This window comes from Kosakonia sp. Marseille-Q7440 (assembly GCF_965119485.1).
In genome coordinates this window covers 15,559-36,530 of record NZ_CBCPLT010000004.1, presented here as the reverse complement: position 1 = coordinate 36,530, position 20,972 = coordinate 15,559, and the positions used below count along the sequence as shown (strand labels likewise).

General features: G+C 57.2%; 18 protein-coding genes. 5 read left to right on the top strand and 13 right to left on the bottom strand.

The genetic code is table 11. The annotated features are described in order from the left end of the window. Positions 1 to 11: 11 nt before the first annotated feature. Both glpK and ACWPW2_RS21945 read right to left on the bottom strand, forming a co-directional pair. The gene (gene glpK / locus ACWPW2_RS21950) at positions 12 to 1,520 is read right to left on the bottom strand and encodes a glycerol kinase GlpK (protein WP_023479376.1); all 1,509 of its coding nucleotides are present in this window, start codon (positions 1,518 to 1,520) and stop codon (positions 12 to 14) included. A gap of 21 nt (positions 1,521 to 1,541) precedes the next feature. After that, complete coding sequence (locus tag ACWPW2_RS21945) at positions 1,542 to 2,393, bottom strand: MIP/aquaporin family protein (protein ID WP_023479322.1); 852 nt, start codon at positions 2,391 to 2,393, stop codon at positions 1,542 to 1,544. Positions 2,394 to 2,886: 493 nt separating this feature from the next. Between ACWPW2_RS21945 and zapB the strand changes: the two genes are divergently transcribed. Continuing rightward, positions 2,887 to 3,132: a septal ring assembly protein ZapB gene (gene zapB, locus ACWPW2_RS21940; protein WP_023479321.1), complete on the top strand. Its 246-nt coding sequence runs from the start codon at positions 2,887 to 2,889 to the stop codon at positions 3,130 to 3,132. A 194-nt stretch (positions 3,133 to 3,326) separates the two neighbouring features. Here zapB and rraA read toward each other — a convergent pair whose 3' ends face one another. The 7 genes from rraA to priA all read right to left on the bottom strand — a co-directional run bounded on the left by rraA (position 3,327) and on the right by priA (position 11,294). Further along, the gene (gene rraA, locus ACWPW2_RS21935) at positions 3,327 to 3,812 is read right to left on the bottom strand and encodes a ribonuclease E activity regulator RraA (RefSeq protein WP_023479360.1); all 486 of its coding nucleotides are present in this window, start codon (positions 3,810 to 3,812) and stop codon (positions 3,327 to 3,329) included. A 92-nt stretch (positions 3,813 to 3,904) separates the two neighbouring features. After that, positions 3,905 to 4,834, bottom strand: a complete 930-nt coding sequence (menA, locus tag ACWPW2_RS21930; protein ID WP_454125438.1) for a 1,4-dihydroxy-2-naphthoate polyprenyltransferase — start codon at positions 4,832 to 4,834, stop codon at positions 3,905 to 3,907. Positions 4,835 to 4,900: 66 nt separating this feature from the next. Next, positions 4,901 to 6,235 carry an HslU--HslV peptidase ATPase subunit gene (gene hslU, locus ACWPW2_RS21925; protein ID WP_023479328.1) on the bottom strand — a complete coding sequence of 445 codons (1,335 nt, stop codon included), beginning with the start codon at positions 6,233 to 6,235 and terminating at the stop codon, positions 4,901 to 4,903. A gap of 9 nt (positions 6,236 to 6,244) precedes the next feature. Beyond that, the gene (gene hslV, locus ACWPW2_RS21920) at positions 6,245 to 6,775 is read right to left on the bottom strand and encodes an ATP-dependent protease subunit HslV (RefSeq protein ID WP_023479345.1); all 531 of its coding nucleotides are present in this window, start codon (positions 6,773 to 6,775) and stop codon (positions 6,245 to 6,247) included. 91 nt (positions 6,776 to 6,866) lie between these two features. Beyond that, on the bottom strand, positions 6,867 to 7,856 hold the full coding sequence (gene ftsN / locus ACWPW2_RS21915; RefSeq protein WP_124970956.1) for a cell division protein FtsN: 990 nt from the start codon (positions 7,854 to 7,856) through the stop codon (positions 6,867 to 6,869). A gap of 95 nt (positions 7,857 to 7,951) precedes the next feature. Further along, the gene (gene cytR / locus ACWPW2_RS21910; RefSeq protein ID WP_454125436.1) at positions 7,952 to 8,977 is read right to left on the bottom strand and encodes a DNA-binding transcriptional regulator CytR; all 1,026 of its coding nucleotides are present in this window, start codon (positions 8,975 to 8,977) and stop codon (positions 7,952 to 7,954) included. Between the two features lie 124 nt (positions 8,978 to 9,101). Then, positions 9,102 to 11,294 carry a primosomal protein N' gene (priA, locus tag ACWPW2_RS21905; RefSeq protein ID WP_042717058.1) on the bottom strand — a complete coding sequence of 731 codons (2,193 nt, stop codon included), beginning with the start codon at positions 11,292 to 11,294 and terminating at the stop codon, positions 9,102 to 9,104. Between the two features lie 207 nt (positions 11,295 to 11,501). On the opposite strand from priA, the gene rpmE reads away from it, so the two are divergent. After that, positions 11,502 to 11,714, top strand: coding sequence for a 50S ribosomal protein L31 (gene rpmE / locus ACWPW2_RS21900; protein WP_023479344.1), 213 nt, complete (start codon positions 11,502 to 11,504; stop codon positions 11,712 to 11,714). 308 nt (positions 11,715 to 12,022) lie between these two features. Here the strand turns inward: rpmE and metJ are convergent, their stop codons facing one another. Further along, on the bottom strand, positions 12,023 to 12,340 hold the full coding sequence (metJ, locus tag ACWPW2_RS21895; RefSeq protein WP_023479337.1) for a met regulon transcriptional regulator MetJ: 318 nt from the start codon (positions 12,338 to 12,340) through the stop codon (positions 12,023 to 12,025). A 262-nt stretch (positions 12,341 to 12,602) separates the two neighbouring features. On the opposite strand from metJ, the gene metB reads away from it, so the two are divergent. The 3 genes from metB (at position 12,603) to metF (ending at position 17,305) form a co-directional block, all read left to right on the top strand. Further along, entirely contained in the window at positions 12,603 to 13,763 is a 1,161-nt protein-coding gene (gene metB, locus ACWPW2_RS21890; protein WP_454125433.1) for a cystathionine gamma-synthase, read from the top strand. Between the two features lie 2 nt (positions 13,764 to 13,765). Next, positions 13,766 to 16,198 (top strand): bifunctional aspartate kinase/homoserine dehydrogenase II, encoded by a 2,433-nt coding sequence (locus ACWPW2_RS21885; RefSeq protein ID WP_454125431.1) that lies wholly within the window; start codon positions 13,766 to 13,768, stop codon positions 16,196 to 16,198. A gap of 204 nt (positions 16,199 to 16,402) precedes the next feature. Beyond that, on the top strand, positions 16,403 to 17,305 hold the full coding sequence (gene metF / locus ACWPW2_RS21880; protein WP_454125429.1) for a methylenetetrahydrofolate reductase: 903 nt from the start codon (positions 16,403 to 16,405) through the stop codon (positions 17,303 to 17,305). An 11-nt stretch (positions 17,306 to 17,316) separates the two neighbouring features. Here the strand turns inward: metF and fsa are convergent, their stop codons facing one another. From fsa to ACWPW2_RS21865, 3 genes are all read right to left on the bottom strand, one after another. After that, positions 17,317 to 17,979: a fructose-6-phosphate aldolase gene (gene fsa / locus ACWPW2_RS21875; protein ID WP_454125427.1), complete on the bottom strand. Its 663-nt coding sequence runs from the start codon at positions 17,977 to 17,979 to the stop codon at positions 17,317 to 17,319. A gap of 214 nt (positions 17,980 to 18,193) precedes the next feature. Continuing rightward, on the bottom strand, positions 18,194 to 19,039 hold the full coding sequence (locus ACWPW2_RS21870) for a helix-turn-helix transcriptional regulator (protein ID WP_279794782.1): 846 nt from the start codon (positions 19,037 to 19,039) through the stop codon (positions 18,194 to 18,196). An 81-nt stretch (positions 19,040 to 19,120) separates the two neighbouring features. Then, the gene (locus tag ACWPW2_RS21865; protein WP_023479358.1) at positions 19,121 to 20,854 is read right to left on the bottom strand and encodes a phosphoethanolamine transferase CptA; all 1,734 of its coding nucleotides are present in this window, start codon (positions 20,852 to 20,854) and stop codon (positions 19,121 to 19,123) included. Positions 20,855 to 20,972: the final 118 nt, after the last annotated feature.

Sequence of the window (20,972 nt, the reverse complement as noted above, 5' to 3'; positions counted from 1 at the left end):
AAGTGGAGCGGTTACTCTTCGTGTTCTTCCCACGCCATCGCGCGTTTCACGGCTTTTTTCCAGCCGGTGTAGCGGAAGTTACGCTCGGTAGTTTCGATGCCCGGACGGAATTCGCGCTCGATAACGGCTTTCTCCTGCAACTCATCCAGGTTCTGCCAGAAACCAACCGCCAGGCCCGCCAGGTAAGCGGCACCCAGCGCGGTCACTTCGCGCACTTCCGGACGCTCAACGCGCGTGCCGAGAATGTCTGACTGGAACTGCATCAGGAAGTTATTCGCCACCGCGCCGCCATCAACACGCAGCGCGTGCAGGCGAATGCCGGAGTCAGCCTGCATCGCTTCCAGCACGTCGCGGGTCTGGAAGGCAATCGACTCCAGCGTTGCACGAATGATGTGGTTCGCGTTGACGCCACGGGTCAGGCCGAAGATGGAGCCGCGTGCATACGGATCCCAGTACGGCGCGCCCAGGCCGGTGAAGGCCGGAACAACGTAGACGCCGTTGGTATCTTTCACTTTGGTAGCGAAGTATTCGGAGTCGAACGCGTCATTGATCAGCTTCATCTCATCGCGCAGCCACTGAATGGATGCGCCAGCCATAAACACCGCGCCTTCCAGCGCATAGTTCACTTCGCCTTTCGGGCCGCAGGCGATGGTGGTCAGCAGGCCATGATCGGATTTCACTGCCTGCTCGCCGGTGTTCATCAACATAAAGCAGCCGGTGCCGTAAGTGTTTTTCGCCATCCCCTCTTTTACGCAGAGCTGGCCAAACAGCGCCGCCTGCTGGTCGCCCGCAATACCGGCGATAGGAATACGCGTGCCGCCTTTACCGCCGATGTTAGTCTGGCCGTAAACTTCGGACGATTTACGCACCTGCGGCAGCATTGCGCGCGGGATATCCAGCACTTCCAGCATTTTGTCGTCCCACTCCAGCGTGTGGATGTTGAACAACATGGTGCGTGAGGCGTTGGTGTAGTCGGTGACGTGTACGCGCCCCTGGGTCATTTTCCAGATAAGCCAGGTATCGACGGTGCCGAACAGCAGTTCGCCGCGTTTAGCACGCTCGCGCGAACCTTCAACATGGTCGAGGATCCACTTCACCTTGGTGCCGGAGAAGTAGGGGTCGATCACAAGGCCAGTGGTGCTACGGATGTAATCTTCCATGCCGTCGCGTTTGAGCTTTTCGCAGATCTCAGAGGTGCGGCGGCACTGCCAGACGATGGCGTTATGAATCGGCTTGCCGGTTTCACGCTCCCAGACAATCGCGGTTTCGCGCTGGTTGGTGATGCCGATGGCGGCAATCTCGTCGGAGTTGATATCCGCTTTCGCCAGCACTTCGACCAGCGTGGAGCTTTGTGACGCCCAAATTTCCATCGGGTCATGCTCAACCCAGCCTGGCTTCGGGTAGATTTGTTCAAATTCGCGCTGTGAAACGCTAATGATGTTGGCATCGTGGTCCATCACAACGGCGCGGGAGCTGGTAGTGCCCTGGTCGAGCGCAACGATATATTTTTTGTCAGTCATAGTTATGATCCCGTAGTCACATTACAGCGAAGCTTTTTGTTGAGCCGTGGTGGAGGCGGTGCCTTTCTCTTTCGCAGCCTCACTGGTTCCAGACGGCAGATGGCGGGCGATCAGTTTGCGATAGCTGAACGCGCCAAGCGCCGCGCCTACAATCGGCCCAAACAGCGGCACGAGGAAGTAGGGAATATCTTTGCCGCCGGTAAAGGCGACGTTACCCCAGCCAGCAAGCCAGGCGAAGGTCTTCGGTCCCAGATCACGCGCCGGGTTCATGGCGAAGCCGGTGAGTGGTCCCATGGAGGCACCGATTACCGCGATCAGCAGACCAATCAGCAGCGGAGCCATTGGGCCGCGCGGCACGCCGTTACCATCATCGCCCAGCGCCATAATCACGCCCATCAGAATAGCGGTAATTACCATCTCAACAGCGAAGGCCTGCACAAAATTGATGTGCGGGTTGGGGTAGGTTGAAAAGATACCAGCCAGATCAAGACTTTCGACGCTGCCGCGTACCATATTGTGCGTCTGTTCGAAGTCGAGGAAAAGATTGTAGTAAAGCCCGTAAACAAGTGCAGCCGCGCAAAACGCGCCGGCAAATTGAGAAAAAATAAAAGGAACAACTTTGCGTCCGTCAAAGCTCGCGAAGAGCCAAAGTGCAATGGTTACAGCCGGATTAAGATGCGCGCCGGAAACCCCTGCGGTCAGGTAGATGGCCATCGCCACGCCCAAACCCCAGATAATACTGATTTCCCACTGGCCAAAGGTGGCACCCGCCACTTTTAACGCTGCAACACACCCCACGCCGAAGAAAATCAACAACCCTGTACCGAGAAACTCGGCAATGCACTGGCCTTTTACGGTTGGTGTCTGACTCATAATCGGATCCTGCAGAAGTTTAATGGTTATTGTAGGCATGAGGGAAACAGCACCCCCATGATGTCGTGTAGACATAGTGTTAATTTATCGTTAACGAGCAAAAACGAGAAATATCGAAATCTAAATGTGTGTACTGCGTCAATAAAATGAGCGTTTACGAGCGGCGGCGCGCGTTTTTGCACCAATACGAAATGAGAGCTGAATCATTTTTGTAACCCGGGCATTAACAATTACGGGGTAGCGAAGCGGATTGCACCAGGATGAGGACGAAAAGTGTTGCAAAGCGCAAACAGCGCCGCTCCACGCTGGACAGGGGCTGGCGCGATTCATACAATCGTTAACAAGCGAAATCCGCTCATTGTATTAAGGCGTCGCCGCTCTGCGGGACGAGGACGCTTAAAGACACGCATAATTTAGCGGGCAGAGGGGTAACCTATTTGTCTGGCGAATAATGAGGTGTAAGTCCATCAACGCCTTGCCACTCAGGAGAAGTATGACTATGTCATTAGAAGTGTTTGAGAAACTGGAAGCAAAAGTACAGCAGGCGATTGATACCATCACGCTGCTGCAGATGGAAATCGAAGAACTGAAAGAGAAGAACAACAGCCTGTCGCAGGACGTTCACTCTGCACACCAGAGCCGTGAAGAGCTGGAGCGCGAAAACCAACAGCTACGCGAGCAGCAGCACGGCTGGCAGGAGCGTCTGCAGGCGCTGCTGGGCCGCATGGAAGAAGTGTAATTACGCTTTATCTTTCGTGCCGTAGCGGCATTGGCTGCGCGCGCTCACCCCGGTCACATAGTGATCTATGCTCCCGGGGATTCACTTGCTTGCCGCCTTGCCACGACACGAAATCTTTCGCGTATTAAGCAAAATAGTTAAGCGCCATTGCATTCGGCAGCGACAAAAAAGGGCACCTTCAGGTGCCCTTTCGTTTATTCGATATCGAGAGGATCTTCGGCGAGAATAATGCCGGTGTTATCGGCATAAAGATGGTCACCGGAGAAGAAGGTCACGCCGCCGAAGTTAACGCGAATATCGCTTTCGCCAATGCCTTCGCCCGCTGCGCCAACCGGGATCGCGGCCATCGCCTGGATGCCGATATCCAGCTCTTCCAGATCGTCCACCTGGCGCACTGCGCCGTAGACCACCATCCCTTCCCACTCGTTTTGCGCCGCCAGACGCGCGAGATCGGCGTCGACTAAGGCGCGACGAACAGAACCGCCGCCGTCGACTACCAGCACGCGACCACGGCCATTCTGTTCGAGCAGATCGTAAAGCAACCCGTTATCCTCGAAACATTTCACCGTGATGATTTGCCCGCCGAAAGAGGAGCGACCGCCAAAGTTGGAGAACAGCGGTTCGACGACGTTGACCTCTTCCTGGTAGATGTCACAAAGCTCAGAAGTATCGTATTTCATAGGATTTACGTTCAGTTGCTGCGAGAGCCGTAAGTATATCGCGCATCGCGCGCTGTTGGCAAAAGCATCAATTTTTAATTGTTTTTTGGCACTCAGGCGAGCGTCTTGCTCAAAATAATCCCCAGTACAAACAGGAGATTAGTCAGCAGCGCGCCTTTTACGGTGCGTTCGAGCATCGGCGGCATCGCGCGCGGATCGCGCTCGCGCAGCACATAACTTGCCTGTTTAAACAGCAGCGGCGCGGCAAGTAAAAACAGCCAGCCCCAGAGGCTGTGGAGCGAAATCAGGTTGAAGAGCGCAAAGCAGAGCAGCGCGCCCGCCAGCAAACCGGCGTGATAACGGCGGGCATTTACCGGGCCTAAGCGCACCACCAGCGTATGTTTGCCGTTCTCGCGATCGCTATCGATATCGCGCAGGTTATTGATGTTCAGCACTGCCGTCGCCAGCAAACCGCAGGCGGTCGCGGGCAGGAAGATCGCCGGAATCAGCGTATGCGCCTGCAAATACCAGCTTCCCATCACGCTTATCCAGCCGAAGAAGGTGAGCACCGAAATATCGCCCAGCCCCTGATAACCATACGGCCGCTTGCCGACGGTATAGGTGATGGCGGCGATAATCGACAGCCCGCCGAGTGCGAGGAAGCCGACAAAATCCGCCATCGTCTGGGTCGCGGCGCTTACCAGCCAGAGCCCGGAAACGCAGCTCAGCACAATGACGATAAGCAGCGCGCGCTTCATCTGCCCAAGGGAGATCGCCCCTTTCTGCATCCCGCGCAGCGGGCCGATGCGATCCGGCTTATCGCTGCCTTTAATGGCATCGCCGTAATCATTCGCGAGGTTAGAGAGGATTTGCAGCAAACCGGCGGTGATCAGCGCCAGAGCCGCAACCAGCGGATCGAAGTAGCCCTGCCACCAGGCAAGCACGGTTCCCACCACGATAGCGGCAAAGGCCAGCGGCAACGTTTTCGGTCGCAGGCTTTCCAGCCATGCCTGGGTAAGGCTCAGAGAGTGCGTATCGTTCATAAGTCCGGCCAATAAAAATGGGGGCATAAGCCCCCATCGAGTGTGATGAAAAGAGTATGAGCGCGATTATAAGATAAAACGGCTCAGATCTTCATCCGCCACTAAAGCATCAAGGTGTTTACTCACATAGTCTGCATCAATGGTAATGGTTTCGCCGCCCAGATCGCTGGCGTCGTAGGAGATATCCTCCATCAAACGCTCCAGCACGGTGTGCAAACGGCGTGCGCCGATGTTCTCGGTGCTTTCATTCACCTGCCATGCGGCCTGCGCAATACGCTTAATGCCGTCGTCGGTAAATTCGATATTCACCCCTTCGGTTGCCATCAGCGCTTTGTACTGCACGGTCACAGAGGCGTTTGGCTCGGTGAGGATGCGCTCGAAGTCTTCCGCGGTCAGCGCCTGCAGTTCAACGCGGATTGGCAGACGGCCCTGCAATTCCGGGATCAAATCTGACGGGCTGGCAACCTGGAACGCGCCGGACGCGATAAACAGGATATGGTCAGTTTTCACCATCCCGTGTTTGGTCGACACGGTGCAGCCCTCAACCAGCGGCAGCAGGTCGCGCTGTACGCCTTCGCGGGAGACGTCCGGGCCGGAGGTGTTACCGCCGCGCTTGCAGATTTTGTCGATCTCATCGATAAAGACGATACCGTGCTGCTCAACGGCTTCGATCGCTTCCTCTTTCAGCTCTTCCGGGTTAACCAGCTTTGCTGCTTCCTCTTCGATCAGCAGCTTCATCGCGTCTTTGATTTTCAGCTTACGCGGCTTCTGCTTCTGCCCGCCGAGGTTCTGGAACATCGACTGCAGCTGGTTGGTCATCTCTTCCATGCCCGGAGGGGCCATGATTTCGACGCCCATTGGCGCAGCGGCGAGATCGATCTCAATCTCTTTGTCATCCAGCTGGCCTTCGCGCAGTTTTTTACGGAAGGATTGGCGTGCTGCAGAGGGTTCCGCCGCCTGTTCCGGCTGGCCCCAGTTGTTTTTCGCCGGCGGGATCAGCACATCGAGGATGCGCTCTTCCGCCATCTCTTCGGCGCGGTAGCGGTTTCTGTCAATTGACTGGCTGCGCACCATTTTCACGGCGGCATCGGTCAGATCGCGGATAATCGAATCCACTTCTTTCCCGACATAGCCCACTTCGGTGAACTTGGTCGCTTCCACTTTGATAAACGGCGCATTGGCGAGCTTTGCCAGACGACGGGCGATTTCGGTTTTACCGACGCCGGTCGGGCCGATCATCAGAATATTTTTCGGGGTCACTTCGTGACGCAGCTCTTCATCGAGCTGCATACGGCGCCAGCGGTTACGCAGAGCAATCGCCACAGAGCGCTTTGCCGCGTCCTGGCCGATGATGTGTTTATTCAGTTCGCTGACGATTTCGCGTGGGGTCATTTCAGACATGGGAGATCCTTACGCTTGAGCGGGTAATTCTTCGATGGTATGGAAGTGGTTGGTGTAGATGCAGATATCGCCTGCGATCCCCAACGCCTTCTCAGCAATGTCGCGCGCGCCAAGCTCGGTGTTCTCCAGCAGTGCGCGGGCAGCGGCCTGGGCGTATGGTCCGCCGGAGCCGATGGCAATCAGGTCATTTTCCGGCTGAATCACATCGCCGTTACCGGTGATGATCAGCGACGCGGTTTCGTCGGCGACCGCTAACAGCGCTTCCAGCTTGCGCAGCATACGATCGGTACGCCAGTCTTTTGCCAGCTCGACGGCGGCTTTCACCAGATGACCCTGGTGCATTTCCAGTTTGCGTTCAAAAAGCTCAAACAGCGTGAAGGCATCCGCTGTGCCGCCCGCAAAGCCTGCAATGACTTTGTCGTTGTAGAGACGGCGAACTTTTTTAACGTTGCCCTTCATCACGGTGTTGCCCAGTGTGGCCTGGCCATCACCGGCGATAACGACATGGCCGTTACGGCGTACGCTTACGATTGTTGTCACGAGCAGACCCCTTGGTTACAAAAGCACATACAGCGCCCCGCACAGCGTACGGGGCAGAATGCATTTATAGATGGGGGAGATTTTGGGGGTTTCAACCCCCGGCGGAAAGTCGAATGCAGTTTGCGTGACCGGCCAGTTTCAGCTTGCCAAGGGTGGCTTCAGCGCTCTCTTTGCCTTTCAGCGGGCCCATCACAACGCGATTCCAGCCATTATTGCTGGTGATGCGTGAGTCAAAGCCCTCAAACGCCAGCTGCGCGCGGACGGTTTCCGCCTGCTCCTGGCCTTTGAATGAGCCGCACTGGATCAGCCAGCGACGCTCATCTTTTTTCTCTGTCGGCTGCGCCTTCGCCGTTTCCGCTTCGCGCGTTACCGGCGCGGCCTGCTGCGTTTTTGGCTGCGCGGCGTTGCTGTGCGGCGGCGTTTGCAGCAGATCCTGATAGGGCTGCGAATTTGTGGCCGGTTTCTGCTGCGCTTGCTGCGTCTGGCGCGGCGGCGTGGCGACGCGCGCAGGTTGCTGTTCCACCGTGCGCGGCTGCGTACGCGGTTGCTGAACCGGCTGGCTTTGCGTCCACTGAGACTGCTGTTGTTGTTGCTGCATCTGCTGAACCTGGCGCTGACGCTGCAACGTTTGCTGGCGCTGCTCCGGCGTCTGCTCGTTCCACGGCACCTCGTTGAGCTGCGTCGGCGTCTGGCGCATATCTGCCTGCATCTGGGCTAACAGTTGGCGCTGCTCATCGGTTAACTGCTCCGGTTTTTGCACTTCGCCCCCGGCCGTCGGCTCGGTCGGCGCGCGTACGCCAGGCTGGCGGCTCTCCAGCTCTTTAATATAGCGCCAGCGCTCTTCCGGCTTCGGCGGCAGGCCGTTACCGGTCACTTTCTGGTTCTGCAGGGATTCTGACTCTTCTTTCTTATGATGCGTAATAAAGTACAAACCACCGATAAAGGCGACCAGCACGGCGGCCGCTATCGCGACCATTGCTGGCGAGACCGCAGGCGCGCTGCGCTGCTTTTTCTTTGAGGTGCTCTTCTTTCGCCGCGCAGGAGTCGACTGGCTGCGGCGTACATAATCTCGTTGTGCCACTATCGTTTCGCTGTATTCATATTCGTTTAACAGCCCGCCATGTTACTTAAGCGACGGGGTTTTGACCAGAAGAGGGCGTCCGAAATCCCCCGGCTTTACGTTAGTGCTCGCGTTGAGCCACGCAGGATTAATTCACAATCTAATAGTCGCGAGCCGCTGCTTACCGTGTGGCCCTGCAACTGCTCCAGCAGAAGCAGCATCGCTTCGCGCCCAATGTCGTAGCGCGGCTGCGCGACGGTGGTGAGCGGCGGGTCGCAATACTCTGCCAGCGAGATGTTATCAAAGCCGATAATCGACAGATCCTCCGGCACCTTCAGGCCCCGGCGTTTTGCCTGCGACAGTGCGCCGAGCGCCATCACATCGCTATGGCAGAAGAGAGCAGTCGGCGGTTTCGGCAGGGAGAGAAGCTGCTCCAGCGCCTGCGCTCCGGCTTCGAAGGTAAAATCACCGCGCGTAATATACTCCTTATCTACCGTCGCACCCGCGCGGCGCAGCGCCTGCACGTAACCCTGTAAACGGTAATGGCAGAGCGGCATCTCTTCCGGGCCGGCGATACAGCCAATCAGCTGATGCCCCTGCTCTTGCAGATAAGTGACGGCGTTAAAAGCTGCGGTCAGGTTGTCGATATGCACCGTCGGCAGCTCCAGCTCCGGCGCGAACTCATTAGCCATCACCATCGGCGGTAAATTGCGCTGCTCTTCAATACTGGCGTCAAACGGCAGACGTGAACCGAGCAGCAGCATGCCATCAATTTGCTTGGTGATGATCAGATCGATAAAGGTCTTTTCCTGCTGATTTTGATGGGCGCAGTCGCCAATCAGCACCAGGTAGCCATGCTCCGCAGCGGTCACTTCGATGCCGCGAATAACCTCACTGAAGAAGGGATCGCAGATATCCGGCACAATCACCAGCAGGGTACGGGACTCATTGCGCTTCACGTTGCGGCCCATCGACTGCGGCAGGTAGCCCACTTCCATGGCGGCCTGCTCAACCCGGTTGCGGGTCGCCTGTGACACTTTTTCCGGGTTCATTAATGCACGAGATACGGTTGCCGTAGAAACCTTTGCTTTCATGGCAACATCTTTCATGGTTGCTGCCGCAACCTGATTTTTCGGTTTCACCTTGTTCTCCTCGCATGCACGGCGCAGGCGTAGCCACATTTTTATCAGATAGTTAAGCGCATCGGTTACAGAAATTTCACAAAAAATGTGACAAGCATTCTATTTTACGCGCTGGCTCGCAGCATTAGCTTTCGATCGGATCGACATCCAGTACCCATTTTACGCGTCGGGCATCGGGCAGGGTGTTAATCAGCGCCAGCGCGCCGTGCACAATATGTTGCAGGCGAATGCGGGAGGGGTGTTGCAGCAGGATTTGCCAGCGGTAGCGCCCGGCGCGCTTGGCCGCCAGCGCCGGAACCGGGCCGAGGATCCAGAGTTGGTTATCTGCCAGCGGGCTCGCCTGCAGCAGGTTTTTCAGCTGTTGCAGGAAGAGCGGGGCGTGCTGGTTGTTCTGATCTTCCGCGCGGATCAGCACATGGCTGGTCCACGGCGGCAGTTGCAGCGTCTGGCGCTCGGCCAGCGCCTGCTCGGCAAAGGTGTCGTAGCCTTTATGCAGCAGCGTTTGCAGCAGCGGGTGTTCCGGATGGTGCGTTTGCAGCACCACTTCGCCCTGTTTGCCAGCGCGTCCGGCGCGGCCGGAAACCTGGGTGTAGAGCTGAGCAAAGCGCTCTGCTGCGCGGAAGTCGGCTGAAAAGAGCGCGCCGTCAACATCAAGCAATGCTACCAGCGTGACATCCGGAAAGTGGTGCCCTTTGGCGAGCATCTGGGTGCCGATCAAAATGCGCGCACCGCCGCGATGCACTTCGGCAAGATGTTGCTCCAGCGCGCCCTTGCGGCTGGTGGTGTCGCGGTCAATGCGCGAAATCGGCACGCCGGGAAAGAGCGGAGCCAGCGCCTGCTCCAGCTGCTCGGTACCAAGTCCAACCGGCAACAGGTGCGTGGAGCCGCACGACGGGCACTGGCGCGGCACCGGGCGCTGGCTGTCGCAGTGGTGGCAACGCAGATGCTGCTGCGCCTGGTGGAAGGTGTAGTAGTGATCGCAGCGCGCGCACTCGGCGATCCAGCCGCAATCGTGACAGAGCAGCGCCGGGGCGAAGCCGCGTCGGTTAAGGAAGAGGATCGCCTGGTTACCCGCTTGCAGATGCTGACGCAGGCGGTTGATTAATGCCGGGGCCAGCCCCGCCTGCAGCGGCTGGGCTTTCATATCCAGCACGTGCTGCATCGCCGGGCGTGCGTTGCCTGCGCGGCGGGTTAAACGCAGAATATGGTATTTCCGCGCCCGCACGTTGTGCAGCGTCTCCAGCGCCGGCGTCGCCGAACCGAGGATTATCGGGATTTGCTCGCTGTGTGCACGGTAAACAGCCAGATCGCGCGCATGGTAACGCCACCCCTCCTGCTGTTTATAGGAGCTGTCGTGCTCCTCATCGATGACGATCACGCCAAGGTTTTTAAAAGGGGTGAAGAGCGAGGAGCGCGTGCCGATGACAATCGCCGCTTCACCGCTTTTTGCTTTCTGCCAGGTGGTCAGGCGTTCACTGTCGTTAAGGCCAGAGTGCAGCACTTCAACGGGAGCATTAAACCGCTCGCGAAAGCGGGCAATGGTCTGCGGCGTCAGGCCAATTTCCGGTACCATCACCAGCGCCTGCTTGCCCTGTTCGAGCACATTTTCCAGCACGCTCAGATAGACTTCCGTTTTGCCGGAGCCGGTCACGCCCGCCAGCAGCCAGGCGGAGAAACGATCCGCCGCACTGTGGATCGCGCCGACGGCGGTGGCCTGTTCGGTATTGAGCCGCAGACGATCGCCGCTGACGGAAAAGGTGCTGCGCCAGTCGGTAAACGTCGGCGCTTCGCTGTTCATCTCCACCAGCCCTTTTGCGCGCAGTGCTTGCAGGGTCACGCTTTTCAGATCTAACGCCGCTAACTGATGCTGCCACACTTTGCCTTTGCGCAGTGCCGATAACGCCTGCTGCTGTTTTGGCGACTTGATGCGGTTGATGTCGGTGGCCTGCCCCTGTTCAGTGGCGAACCAGTAGCCCTGAAACTCGGCGCTGGCCGGTTTGGTCTGGCGCAGCAGAACGGGCAGGGCATTGAATAACACATCGCCAATAGGGTGGTGATAATAGTCAGCCGCCCAGAGCAGCATTCGCCAGACGGGCGTTGAAAATGCAGGCTCGCTGTCGAGCACCTCTTCGACGCTTTTCAGCTCCGCCAGCGGTAACTCGCTTTTGTCGCTGACCGCCACCACAATCCCCACGCGGGTCTGATTACCGAACGGCACGCGCACGCGAAAACCGGCGCTGGCGGGGGTTCCCTCCGGCAGCAGGTAATCGAAAGTGCGGGGCAGCGGTACAGAGAGCGCAACGTGGGCGACGGGCATTTCATCATCCTGACTTGAAAAGTGGCGGGTTAGTATACACATTGTTAAGACGGTCGAGCGGATCAGTTTGCATACGCTGGTTAATTTCTGTATGATTCGCCGCCTTTGATGCTCATTGCGGCGTCAGAGATTCACTTACATATCAACTCGCGTGGTGTCTGGCGTTAGGGCTGGAAGAGCGACGCGGCCTTAAACTGAGGTTTCCCCATGAAAAAAGGTATTCACCCGAATTACGTAGCGATTACTGCAACCTGTTCTTGCGGTAACGTGATCGAAACCCACTCTACTCTGGGTCACGATCTGAACCTGGACGTGTGTGGTAAATGCCACCCGTTCTTCACCGGTAAGCAGCGTGATGTTGCAACTGGTGGCCGTGTTGACCGTTTCAACAAACGCTTCAGCATCCCGGGCAGCAAGTAAGTTGCCAAAGAAAAAAGCGCCGAAAGGCGCTTTTTTTGTCTCTGCGGTTTGCCTCAGGGGCGCTATTTTTGTGATGGGCTTCACAAAAATATTGCTCTGGTCAAAAAACAGGCATATTCTGTCGCCATACATCTCCTCACACTATTTGAGCGTAAAAGGATCATTTGTATGCTGACAGCAATGAAAAACGTATTTATGTCTTACCTGCTCTCACTGGCAGAAGTGCATCCGGAAGTGACGCGTTTCTGATAAGCAGGTGCGATAAATCAAAAAAGGGCGGAATATGATTTCCGCCCTTTTTATTGCGATCAGTATTCCCACGTATCCGGGTCGATACCCATTTCACGCATAATCACTTTCGCCTCTTCCGGGATCTCATCGCTGCGCTCTTTACGCAGGTCTTCATCATTCGGCAAAGGCTGGCCGGTAAACGCATGTAAAAACGCCTCGCACAGCAGTTCGCTGTTGGTGGCGTGGCGCAGGTTATTCACCTGACGACGGGTACGTTCATCGGTGAGGATTTTTAACACCTTAAGAGGAATGGACACCGTAATTTTTTTTACTTGCTCACTCTTCTTGCCGTGCTCAGCGTATGGGCTGATATATTCGCCGCTCCATTCAGCCATGAGATACCTTTAATCCTCTCAGTCATTGATCTATACCCGGTCGCGCCGGGCCGTAATTGCGCGTAGTTTACCGTAGAGTCATCGGGGTGACACCGTGTATCGCTCTGCAATATCGTACGAAAGCATATAATTTTAACGGCTATTATGCGATTGCTCAATCTATACGCAAAGAAGTTTAGATGTCCAGATGTATTGACGTCTATTATTCCTGTGTTTACTCTGTGACCTGACTTTTCATCCATTAAGCCAGGAAGCCTTCACCATGACGCGTAAACAGGCCACCATCGCAGTGCGTAGCGGATTGAACGATGACGAGCAGTACGGTTGCGTTGTCCCCCCGATTCACCTCTCCAGTACCTATAACTTCACCGGTTTTAACGAACCTCGCGCCCACGACTACTCGCGTCGCGGTAATCCTACGCGTGATGTGGTGCAGCGCGCGCTGGCGGAGCTGGAGGGCGGTGCGGGCGCGGTGATGACCAATACCGGCATGTCGGCAATTCACCTGGTGACCACGGTGTTCCTTAAGCCTGGCGATCTGCTGGTGGCACCGCACGACTGTTACGGCGGCAGCTATCGTCTGTTTGATAGCTTGGCGAAGCGCGGCTGCTACCGCGTGAAGTTTGTCGATCAGGGCGATGAGCAGGCGCTGAAAGCGGCGCTGGCGGAAAAACCGAAGCTGGTGCTGGTAGAAACTCCCAGTAACCCATTGTTGCGCGTCGTAGATATTGCGAAAATCTGTGGGCTTGCGCGGGAAGCGGGATCGGTAAGCGTGGTGGATAACACCTTCCTGAGCCCGGCGTTGCAAAACCCGCTGGCGCTGGGAGCGGATCTGGTGCTGCACTCCTGCACCAAATACCTCAACGGCCACTCCGATGTGGTAGCCGGCGTGGTGATTGCGAAGGATGAGGCGACCGTCACCGAACTGGCATGGTGGGCGAATAATATTGGCGTCACCGGCAGCGCTTTCGACAGCTATTTGCTGCTGCGTGGGCTGCGCACCCTGTCGCCGCGCATGGAAGTGGCGCAGCGTAACGCGCAGGCGATTGTCGACTTTTTGCAGACTCAGCCGCTGGTGAAAAAGCTGTACCATCCCTCTCTGCCTGATAACCAGGGCCATGAGATTGCGGCGCGTCAGCAAAAGGGCTTTGGCGCGATGTTGAGTTTTGAACTGGATGGCGATGAGCAGACGCTGCGTCGTTTCCTGAGCGGACTGTCGCTGTTTACACTGGCGGAATCCTTAGGCGGGGTTGAGAGTTTAATCTCCCACGCCGCGACCATGACCCACGCGGGCATGGCGCCGGAAGCACGCGCCGCCGCCGGGATCGGTGAGACGCTGCTGCGCATCTCAACCGGTATTGAAGATAGTGAAGATTTGATTGCCGATCTGGAAAATGGCTTCCGGATCGCCGCTGAGGGGTAAACATGAGTGTGATTGCGCAGGCAGGGACGAAGGCTCGTCAGCTGCACAAATTTGGTGGCAGTAGTCTGGCGGATGTGAAGTGTTATCTGCGCGTAGCAGGGATCATGGCGGAGTACTCGCAGCCGGGCGACATGATGGTGGTTTCGGCCGCTGGCAGCACCACCAACCAGTTGATCAGCTGGCTTAAACTGAGCCAGACCGATCGCCTCTCTGCGCATCAGGTGCAGCAATCGCTGCGCCGCTATCAGCTCGAATTAATTAACGGCCTGTTACCTGCTGATGTAGCCGATGGCCTGACCAGCGCCTTTATTCACGATCTGGAGCACCTCGCCGTGCTGCTCGACAGCGGCATCAACGATGCCGTTTATGCCGAAGTAGTGGGGCATGGTGAAATCTGGTCTGCGCGCTTGATGGCGGCGGTGCTGAATCAGCAGGAACTTGACGCTACCTGGCTCGATGCCCGCGACTTCCTGCGCGCCGAGCGCAGCGCGCAGCCGCAGGTTAATGAAGGCGCCTCTTACCCTTTACTCCAGCAGCAGCTGGCGCAGCATCCAGGTAAACGAATTGTGGTGACCGGCTTTATCAGCCGCAACGACGCGGGCGAAACCGTGCTGCTTGGCCGTAACGGTTCCGACTACTCGGCAACGCAAATTGGTGCGCTGGGCGATGTTTCGCGTGTGACCATCTGGAGCGACGTCGCCGGGGTCTACAGCGCTGACCCGCGCAAAGTAAAAGATGCCTGTCTGCTGCCGCTGTTGCGTCTGGATGAAGCGAGCGAGCTGGCGCGCCTGGCCGCACCGGTACTGCATGCCCGCACGTTACAGCCCGTTTCCGGCAGCAATATCGATCTGCAACTGCGTTGCAGCTACAACCCCGAGCAGGGGTCAACGCGCATTGAGCGCGTGCTCGCTTCCGGTACCGGAGCGCGCATTGTTACCAGCCATGATGATGTCTGCCTGATTGAGTTCCTCGTGCCGTCAGGGCAGGACTTCAAGCTGGCGCACAGAGAGATCGACATTATTCTCAAGCGCGCGCAGGTGCGCCCGCTGGCGGTCGGTGTTCACGCTGACCGCAATCTGCTGCAACTCTGCTACACCTCCGAAGTGGTCGACAGCGTCTTTAAACTACTTGATGAAGCGGGTCTGCCGGGCGAGCTGCGTTTACGCCAGGGGCTGGCGCTGGTGGCGATGGTCGGTGCGGGCGTATGCCGCAATCCGCTGCACAGCCACCGCTTCTGGCAGCAGCTAAAAGGGCAGCCGGTCGAATTTATCTGGCAATCGGACGAAGGGATCAGCCTGGTGGCCGTGCTGCGCGTTGGCCCGACCGAGAGCCTGATCCAGGGTCTGCACCAGTCGCTGTTCCGCGCGGAAAAACGCATTGGTCTGGTGTTGTTCGGCAAAGGCAATATCGGCTCGCGCTGGCTGGAGCTTTTCTCCCGCGAGCAGAGCGCACTCTCTGCGCGCACCGGGTTTGAGTTTGTGCTGGCAGGCGTGGTTGATAGCCGCCGCAGCCTGTTGAGCTACGACGGGCTGGATGCCAGCCGAGCGCTTGCTTTCTTCAATGATGAAGCTGTAGAGCAGGATGAGGAGTCGCTATTCCTGTGGATGCGCGCCCATCCGTATGATGATTTAGTGGTGCTGGATGTCACCGCCAGCGAGCAGCTTGCGGAGCAGTATCTCGATTTCGCCAGCCACGGTTTCCATGTCATCAGCGCCAACAAGCTGGCGGGCGCGAGCAAAAGCGATCGCTTCCGCCAGATCCATGACGCCTTTGAAAAAACCGGCCGCCACTGGCTCTATAACGCCACCGTCGGCGCGGGTCTGCCGGTTAACCACACCGTGCGCGATCTGCGCGACAGCGGCGATTCGATTCTGGCGATCAGCGGTATCTTTTCCGGTACGCTCTCCTGGCTGTTCCTGCAATTTGATGGCAGCGTGCCCTTCACCGAGCTGGTGGATCAGGCGTGGCAGCAGGGGCTGACCGAGCCGGACCCGCGCGTCGATCTCTCCGGTAAAGACGTGATGCGCAAGCTGGTGATCCTTGCCCGCGAAGCGGGGTATGACATCGAGCCGGATCAGGTGCGCGTCGAGTCGCTGGTGCCGCCGGGCTGCGAAGCAGAATCCGTCGATCACTTCTTTGAGAATGGCGAGGCGTTAAATGAGCAGATGCTCCAGCGCCTTGAAGCCGCCCGCGAGCTGGGTCTGGTGCTGCGTTACGTCGCACGTTTCGATGCCAATGGCAAAGCGCGCGTTGGCGTTGAAGCGGTGCGCCCGGAGCATCCGCTGGCCGCGCTGCTGCCGTGCGATAACGTCTTTGCTATTGAGAGCCGCTGGTATCGCGATAACCCGATGGTGATCCGCGGGCCGGGCGCAGGGCGGGACGTTACCGCGGGCGCTATTCAGTCCGATATTAACCGCCTCGCACAGCTGCTGTAACCCTCGCTGCAACTCCTCTCCCGCACCGGGAGGGGAGTTTTCCCGCCTCATGAATCTTTTTCATCTTCGCTGAAAACTCCTCACGCACAATCGAGATATTTCTGTTGACGCTTTGTACGATTTCCGTCATTTTTACATCTGGACGTCTAAACGTATAGAAGTTCACTCACCCTGAATAATGACTTGTGATTGATGAGGTAAGGTATGAGCTTTTTTCACGCCAATCAGCGGGAAGCCCTGAATCAGAGCCTGGCGGAAGTTCACGGCCAGATTAACGTCTCCTTTGAGTTTTTCCCGCCGCGCACCAGTGAAATGGAACAGACCTTATGGAGCTCCATCGATCGCTTAAGCAGTCTGAAGCCAAAATTCGTTTCGGTCACCTACGGCGCGAACTCCGGCGAACGCGACCGCACGCACAGCATTATTAAAGGGATTAAAGATCGCACCGGGCTGGAAGCAGTGCCGCACCTGACCTGCATCGACGCCACCCGCGATGAGCTGCGTGCTATCGCGCAGGATTACTGGAACAACGGCATTCGCCATATCGTTGCTCTGCGCGGCGATTTACCGCCGGGCGGTGGAAAGCCTGAAATGTATGCCACCGATCTGGTGAGCCTGTTAAAAGAGGTGGCGGATTTTGATATCTCCGTCGCGGCTTACCCGGAAGTGCACCCGGAAGCGAAAAGCGCGCAGGCCGACTTGCTCAACCTGAAGCGTAAAGTCGATGCGGGCGCCAGCCGTGCCATCACACAGTTTTTCTTCGATGTTGAGAGCTACCTGCGCTTTCGCGATCGCTGCGCCTCAACCGGTATCGACGTCGAGATCATTCCCGGCATTCTGCCGGTCTCCAACTTTAAGCAGGCGAAAAAGTTCGCCGACATGACCAACGTGCGCATCCCGGCGTGGATGTCGCAAATGTTCGCCGGGCTGGATGACGATGCGGAAACCCGCAAGCTGGTCGGCGCGAATATTGCCATGGATATGGTGAAGATCCTCAGCCGCGAAGGGGTTAAAGATTTCCACTTCTACACCCTGAACCGCGCCGAAATGAGCTATGCCATTTGCCACACTCTCGGCGTGCGCCCGGCCTGTAACGTTGCCGTTTAGTACGCGGAAAATTACAGGCTCAGGCTGCCAAACGCGCTTTGCCAGTCCTGCTCGAACTTCTCGACGGCGGATTCAACGGCGGGCGTATTGAGCATCTGTTTCGCCACATCGACGGGCAGGGTAATCGCCTCGCACCCGGCGAGCAGACAGTCGAGCGCCTGGCGCGGGGTTTTGAAGCTCGCCGCCAGCACTTTGCTCTCCGGCGCATGCAGGCTCAGCAGGGTTTGCAGCTCCTGCACCATGCGCACACCATCACCGCCCTGCGCATCGACGCGGTTAACATAGGGCGCGACATATTTGGCTCCGGCCAGCGCCGCCAGTAAGCCCTGCGCCGCGCTATACACCGCCGTGCCGAGCGTAACGATCCCCTCTTTTTTCAACTGCTTAATCGCCGCCAGCCCTTCGCCCGTTACCGGGATTTTAACCACGATACCCGGCAGCGCGTGATGAAGCCTTTTCGCCTCGCTTACCATGCCCTCTGCATCGCGGCTCATCACCTGGGCGAAGAGCGTCCCGTTCGCACCTATTGCCTGTTGCAGGCGCGGTAATACCTCCCAGAGCGGGGTTTTACCGGCGGCGATAATGCTCGGGTTGGTGGTGACACCAGCCAGCGGATAGATGCGCACAAGGCGCTCCACTTCCGCGATATCGGCCGTATCCAGATAGAGTTCCATCCTGCTTCCTCATCAATATGATCTGGCGAAAGCATACGGTCTGCGGGGCGGCGGCGGCTATATAACATTTCTGCCAAACACTGGACAAATGTACGCATGCGAATGAAGTGCGACAGCGCTCACAAAATGCAGTGCGGCCTGATGAAAAGCGGCTTCAGGCGCGGAGCGTAGAGCAGAAGCGGGTAGAAAAGCGTACAAAAATCCAGTGCAGGAGTTATTTGTTTCGTAGCTGGCTGTGGTAGTGCTGGCGATACTCCGAGGGCGAGCGTTCGGTGTTTTTACGGAACAGGCGGCAGAAGTAGTTGCTGTCGACAAACCCGCAACTGTGCGCCACCTCTTTGATTTTCAGGTCGTAGCCTTTAAGCAGCGTTTTCGCATGCTCAAGCCGGGTGTGGGTGAGATATTCACTAAAGCCGACCGCGCCGGTTTTCTGGAACAGATGGGAGAGGTAGTTGGGCGAGATGTAGAACGCCTGCGCGACCGACTCGCGGGTGAGCGGCATGGCGTAATGTTCGTCGATATAATCACGAATGGCTTCAAACAGCGCCTGGCTGCGCGATGCGGTATGGATCTGGCTGCCGAGCAGATCGTGGCAGTGGCTCAGCAGGCTGGTGACAATCAACCGCGCCGTGTGCTGCTCATCCGGCTGCATCTGCATTTCATGCAGCGTTTGCAGCAGAAAGGAGCCTACGCGCGGGCCGCGCCGGGCTACATGCTGCCGGGTCAGCGTCTGTAGTGCTGCGCCATCCCACTGCGTAAGGCTAAAGCAGAGTTGCTGTTTGCCAAACAGCACGCTTAAGCTCCTGGCCGGGGCCAGCCAGCGCGGGCAGTTCCAGCCGCCAGCGGGAACGTAAAGCACATCATGCTGCATCATTAATGCCGTTTCGCCAGCGATCGCCGAATCGGTCAGCGCCCCCTCAAGCACAATTTCAAGGCGTGGGAAATCAACCTGGCAGGCAAGCGCAGGCGCGGTTGCATTCACCGCCGCAAAGCGAATCTGCCCAACCGTTGTCGGGCCGTGGATCAGTCGGGAGAGGAGAGACGCAATATCGTGGCTCATGATGTTCCTGCGACAAAAAAACAGGCTCACCATAGCGCCAGGCCATAAAAAAAGCCATCCCGATGGGATGGCTTTACACGCTTACTGGTTGGCGGGGAGATCGCCGTACGGCAGCGCGTCGTAATCCCGTAACGCGTTTTTCTTATACGGGTTACCGATCCAGCGCGTCGCTTCAACGAACTGCGGGCTGACCACCGAGCGCGTGGCGTCATAGCCGTCGTAGCGCAGGCCTGCTAAATCAGACCAGGTGTGGATCAGCTGCGAACTGCTGTATTTACGGTTGAGATCGGCGGAGAAATCCCGCGGATGCGCCGCTTGCCACTTATCCGAAGTCCAGAGGATAAACGGAATGGTGTACATATGCCGCGTCGGCTCCGCTTCGTTACGCCCCTGAATGTTGTGCGGCGGCGTGTCATACACCTCTTCGCCATGATCGGAGAAGTAGAGCAGGAAGCCGTTCGGGTCGGTCGCTTTGTAATCATTAATCAGCGAGGAGACAACATGATCGTTAAAGCGGTTGGCATCGTCATAGTTGTTGTAAGTCTCGGATTGATCGGCATCCAGCCCCGGCGGTTGATGGTCGTGCTTATCCGTAAACTTGCCCCAGCCCTGCGGGTAGCGGAAGTCGTAGCGAATATGCGTGCCGAGCAGGTGCACAATGATGAACTTCTTCGGCGCAGGATCGGCGAGCACGGTTTTAAACGGCTTCAGCACGTTGGTGTCATATTCGCGGGCGCTCTGCGTACGCTGCTGGTTCATATAGAACTGCACATCCGTCTGTTTTGAAAAGACGGTCAGCATGGTGTTGCGCTCGGTCATCGTCTGCTGGTTGGTGATCCAGAAGGTTTTGTACCCGGCCTGCTTCATCATGTTCATCAGCGAGGGCTGTGTCAGATAGAGATCGGGATGCTGCTCATCGGCGAACGTCAGCGCCTGTTGCAGGATCTCAATGGTGTAGGGGCGCGAAGTCACTACGTTAGTAAAGAGGCTCATGCGCGGGTCGCTTTTATGCAGCGCATCCAGCTCCGGCGTGGTTTCGCGCGGGTAGCCATACAGGCTCATGCGGCCACGCTGCGTCGATTCACCAATCACCAGCACCAGTGTGCGCGGTGCATCGCCCGACTCATCTTTCAGGTTTGCCAGCGGCGGCAGGGCGTGGTTGCTGTCGAGCAGTCTGTTCAGGCTACTCAACTGGTTACGATACTGTACATAACCCATCACCAGCTGCCACGGCGCGGCAGGCTCCAGCTTGGAGGCTAATCCTGAGGCAGCCTTAGCGAGATCCTGCTTATATTTCAGCATGTTTATCGCAATCGGATTGAGGATCAGCCCATACAGCAGGGCGAAAGAGACAACCCAGCGCCACGGGTTAGGAATGTAAACCGGACGCAGGCGAGTCCAGAGGAAGATCGCGCCCGCGGTGTAGGCCAGCGCAATCAGCACCAGCTTCAGGCTGAAGTATTGCCCTAAAAACTCGCTCGCTTCATGGGTGTTGGTTTCGAACATCACAAACAACACGCTCTGCGAGAACTCCTGCCCGTAGATGACGTAGTAGGAGAGCATCGACAGCGAGGTGGCCCACAGCACCACACCAATGGCTGCGGCAATGGCGCGCGTATAGCGTGGGAAGAGGAAGACCGGGATCAGCCACAGTGAGCTGAAGAGAATGGAGTCGCGAAAACCATTGGTGCCGCTGTATCCGCTAACCAGGATAGCGACCTGCAGAACCGTGGAGAAGTACCAAAAATAGAGCAGAGCCCATCCAAGGGCTTTCACACTAAACGGTTGCTTAGCGTGAGTTTGTGTGGAGCGCATACGAAGTGCCTGTGCGAATAAATAGCGCTAAAACATAGCGGCTAAAGCTTAAGCAAACCTGAATCTCATCATTCAGGCGGATAAGTTGTAGAGAAACTCATCAAAGCGTGAGAATTTC

Excerpts from the sequence above, each read along its gene's own strand:
- glpK (WP_023479376.1), bottom strand. The coding sequence starts at position 1,520 with ATGACTGACAAAAAATATATCGTTGCGCTCGACCAGGGCACTACCAGC.
- ACWPW2_RS21945 (WP_023479322.1), bottom strand. The coding sequence starts at position 2,393 with ATGAGTCAGACACCAACCGTAAAAGGCCAGTGCATTGCCGAGTTTCTC.
- zapB (WP_023479321.1), top strand. The coding sequence starts at position 2,887 with ATGACTATGTCATTAGAAGTGTTTGAGAAACTGGAAGCAAAAGTACAG.
- rraA (WP_023479360.1), bottom strand. The coding sequence starts at position 3,812 with ATGAAATACGATACTTCTGAGCTTTGTGACATCTACCAGGAAGAGGTC.
- menA (WP_454125438.1), bottom strand. The coding sequence starts at position 4,834 with ATGAACGATACGCACTCTCTGAGCCTTACCCAGGCATGGCTGGAAAGC.
- hslU (WP_023479328.1), bottom strand. The coding sequence starts at position 6,235 with ATGTCTGAAATGACCCCACGCGAAATCGTCAGCGAACTGAATAAACAC.
- priA (WP_042717058.1), bottom strand. The coding sequence starts at position 11,294 with ATGCCCGTCGCCCACGTTGCGCTCTCTGTACCGCTGCCCCGCACTTTC.
- rpmE (WP_023479344.1), top strand. The coding sequence starts at position 11,502 with ATGAAAAAAGGTATTCACCCGAATTACGTAGCGATTACTGCAACCTGT.
- metJ (WP_023479337.1), bottom strand. The coding sequence starts at position 12,340 with ATGGCTGAATGGAGCGGCGAATATATCAGCCCATACGCTGAGCACGGC.
- metB (WP_454125433.1), top strand. The coding sequence starts at position 12,603 with ATGACGCGTAAACAGGCCACCATCGCAGTGCGTAGCGGATTGAACGAT.
- ACWPW2_RS21885 (WP_454125431.1), top strand. The coding sequence starts at position 13,766 with ATGAGTGTGATTGCGCAGGCAGGGACGAAGGCTCGTCAGCTGCACAAA.
- metF (WP_454125429.1), top strand. The coding sequence starts at position 16,403 with ATGAGCTTTTTTCACGCCAATCAGCGGGAAGCCCTGAATCAGAGCCTG.
- fsa (WP_454125427.1), bottom strand. The coding sequence starts at position 17,979 with ATGGAACTCTATCTGGATACGGCCGATATCGCGGAAGTGGAGCGCCTT.
- ACWPW2_RS21870 (WP_279794782.1), bottom strand. The coding sequence starts at position 19,039 with ATGAGCCACGATATTGCGTCTCTCCTCTCCCGACTGATCCACGGCCCG.
- ACWPW2_RS21865 (WP_023479358.1), bottom strand. The coding sequence starts at position 20,854 with ATGCGCTCCACACAAACTCACGCTAAGCAACCGTTTAGTGTGAAAGCC.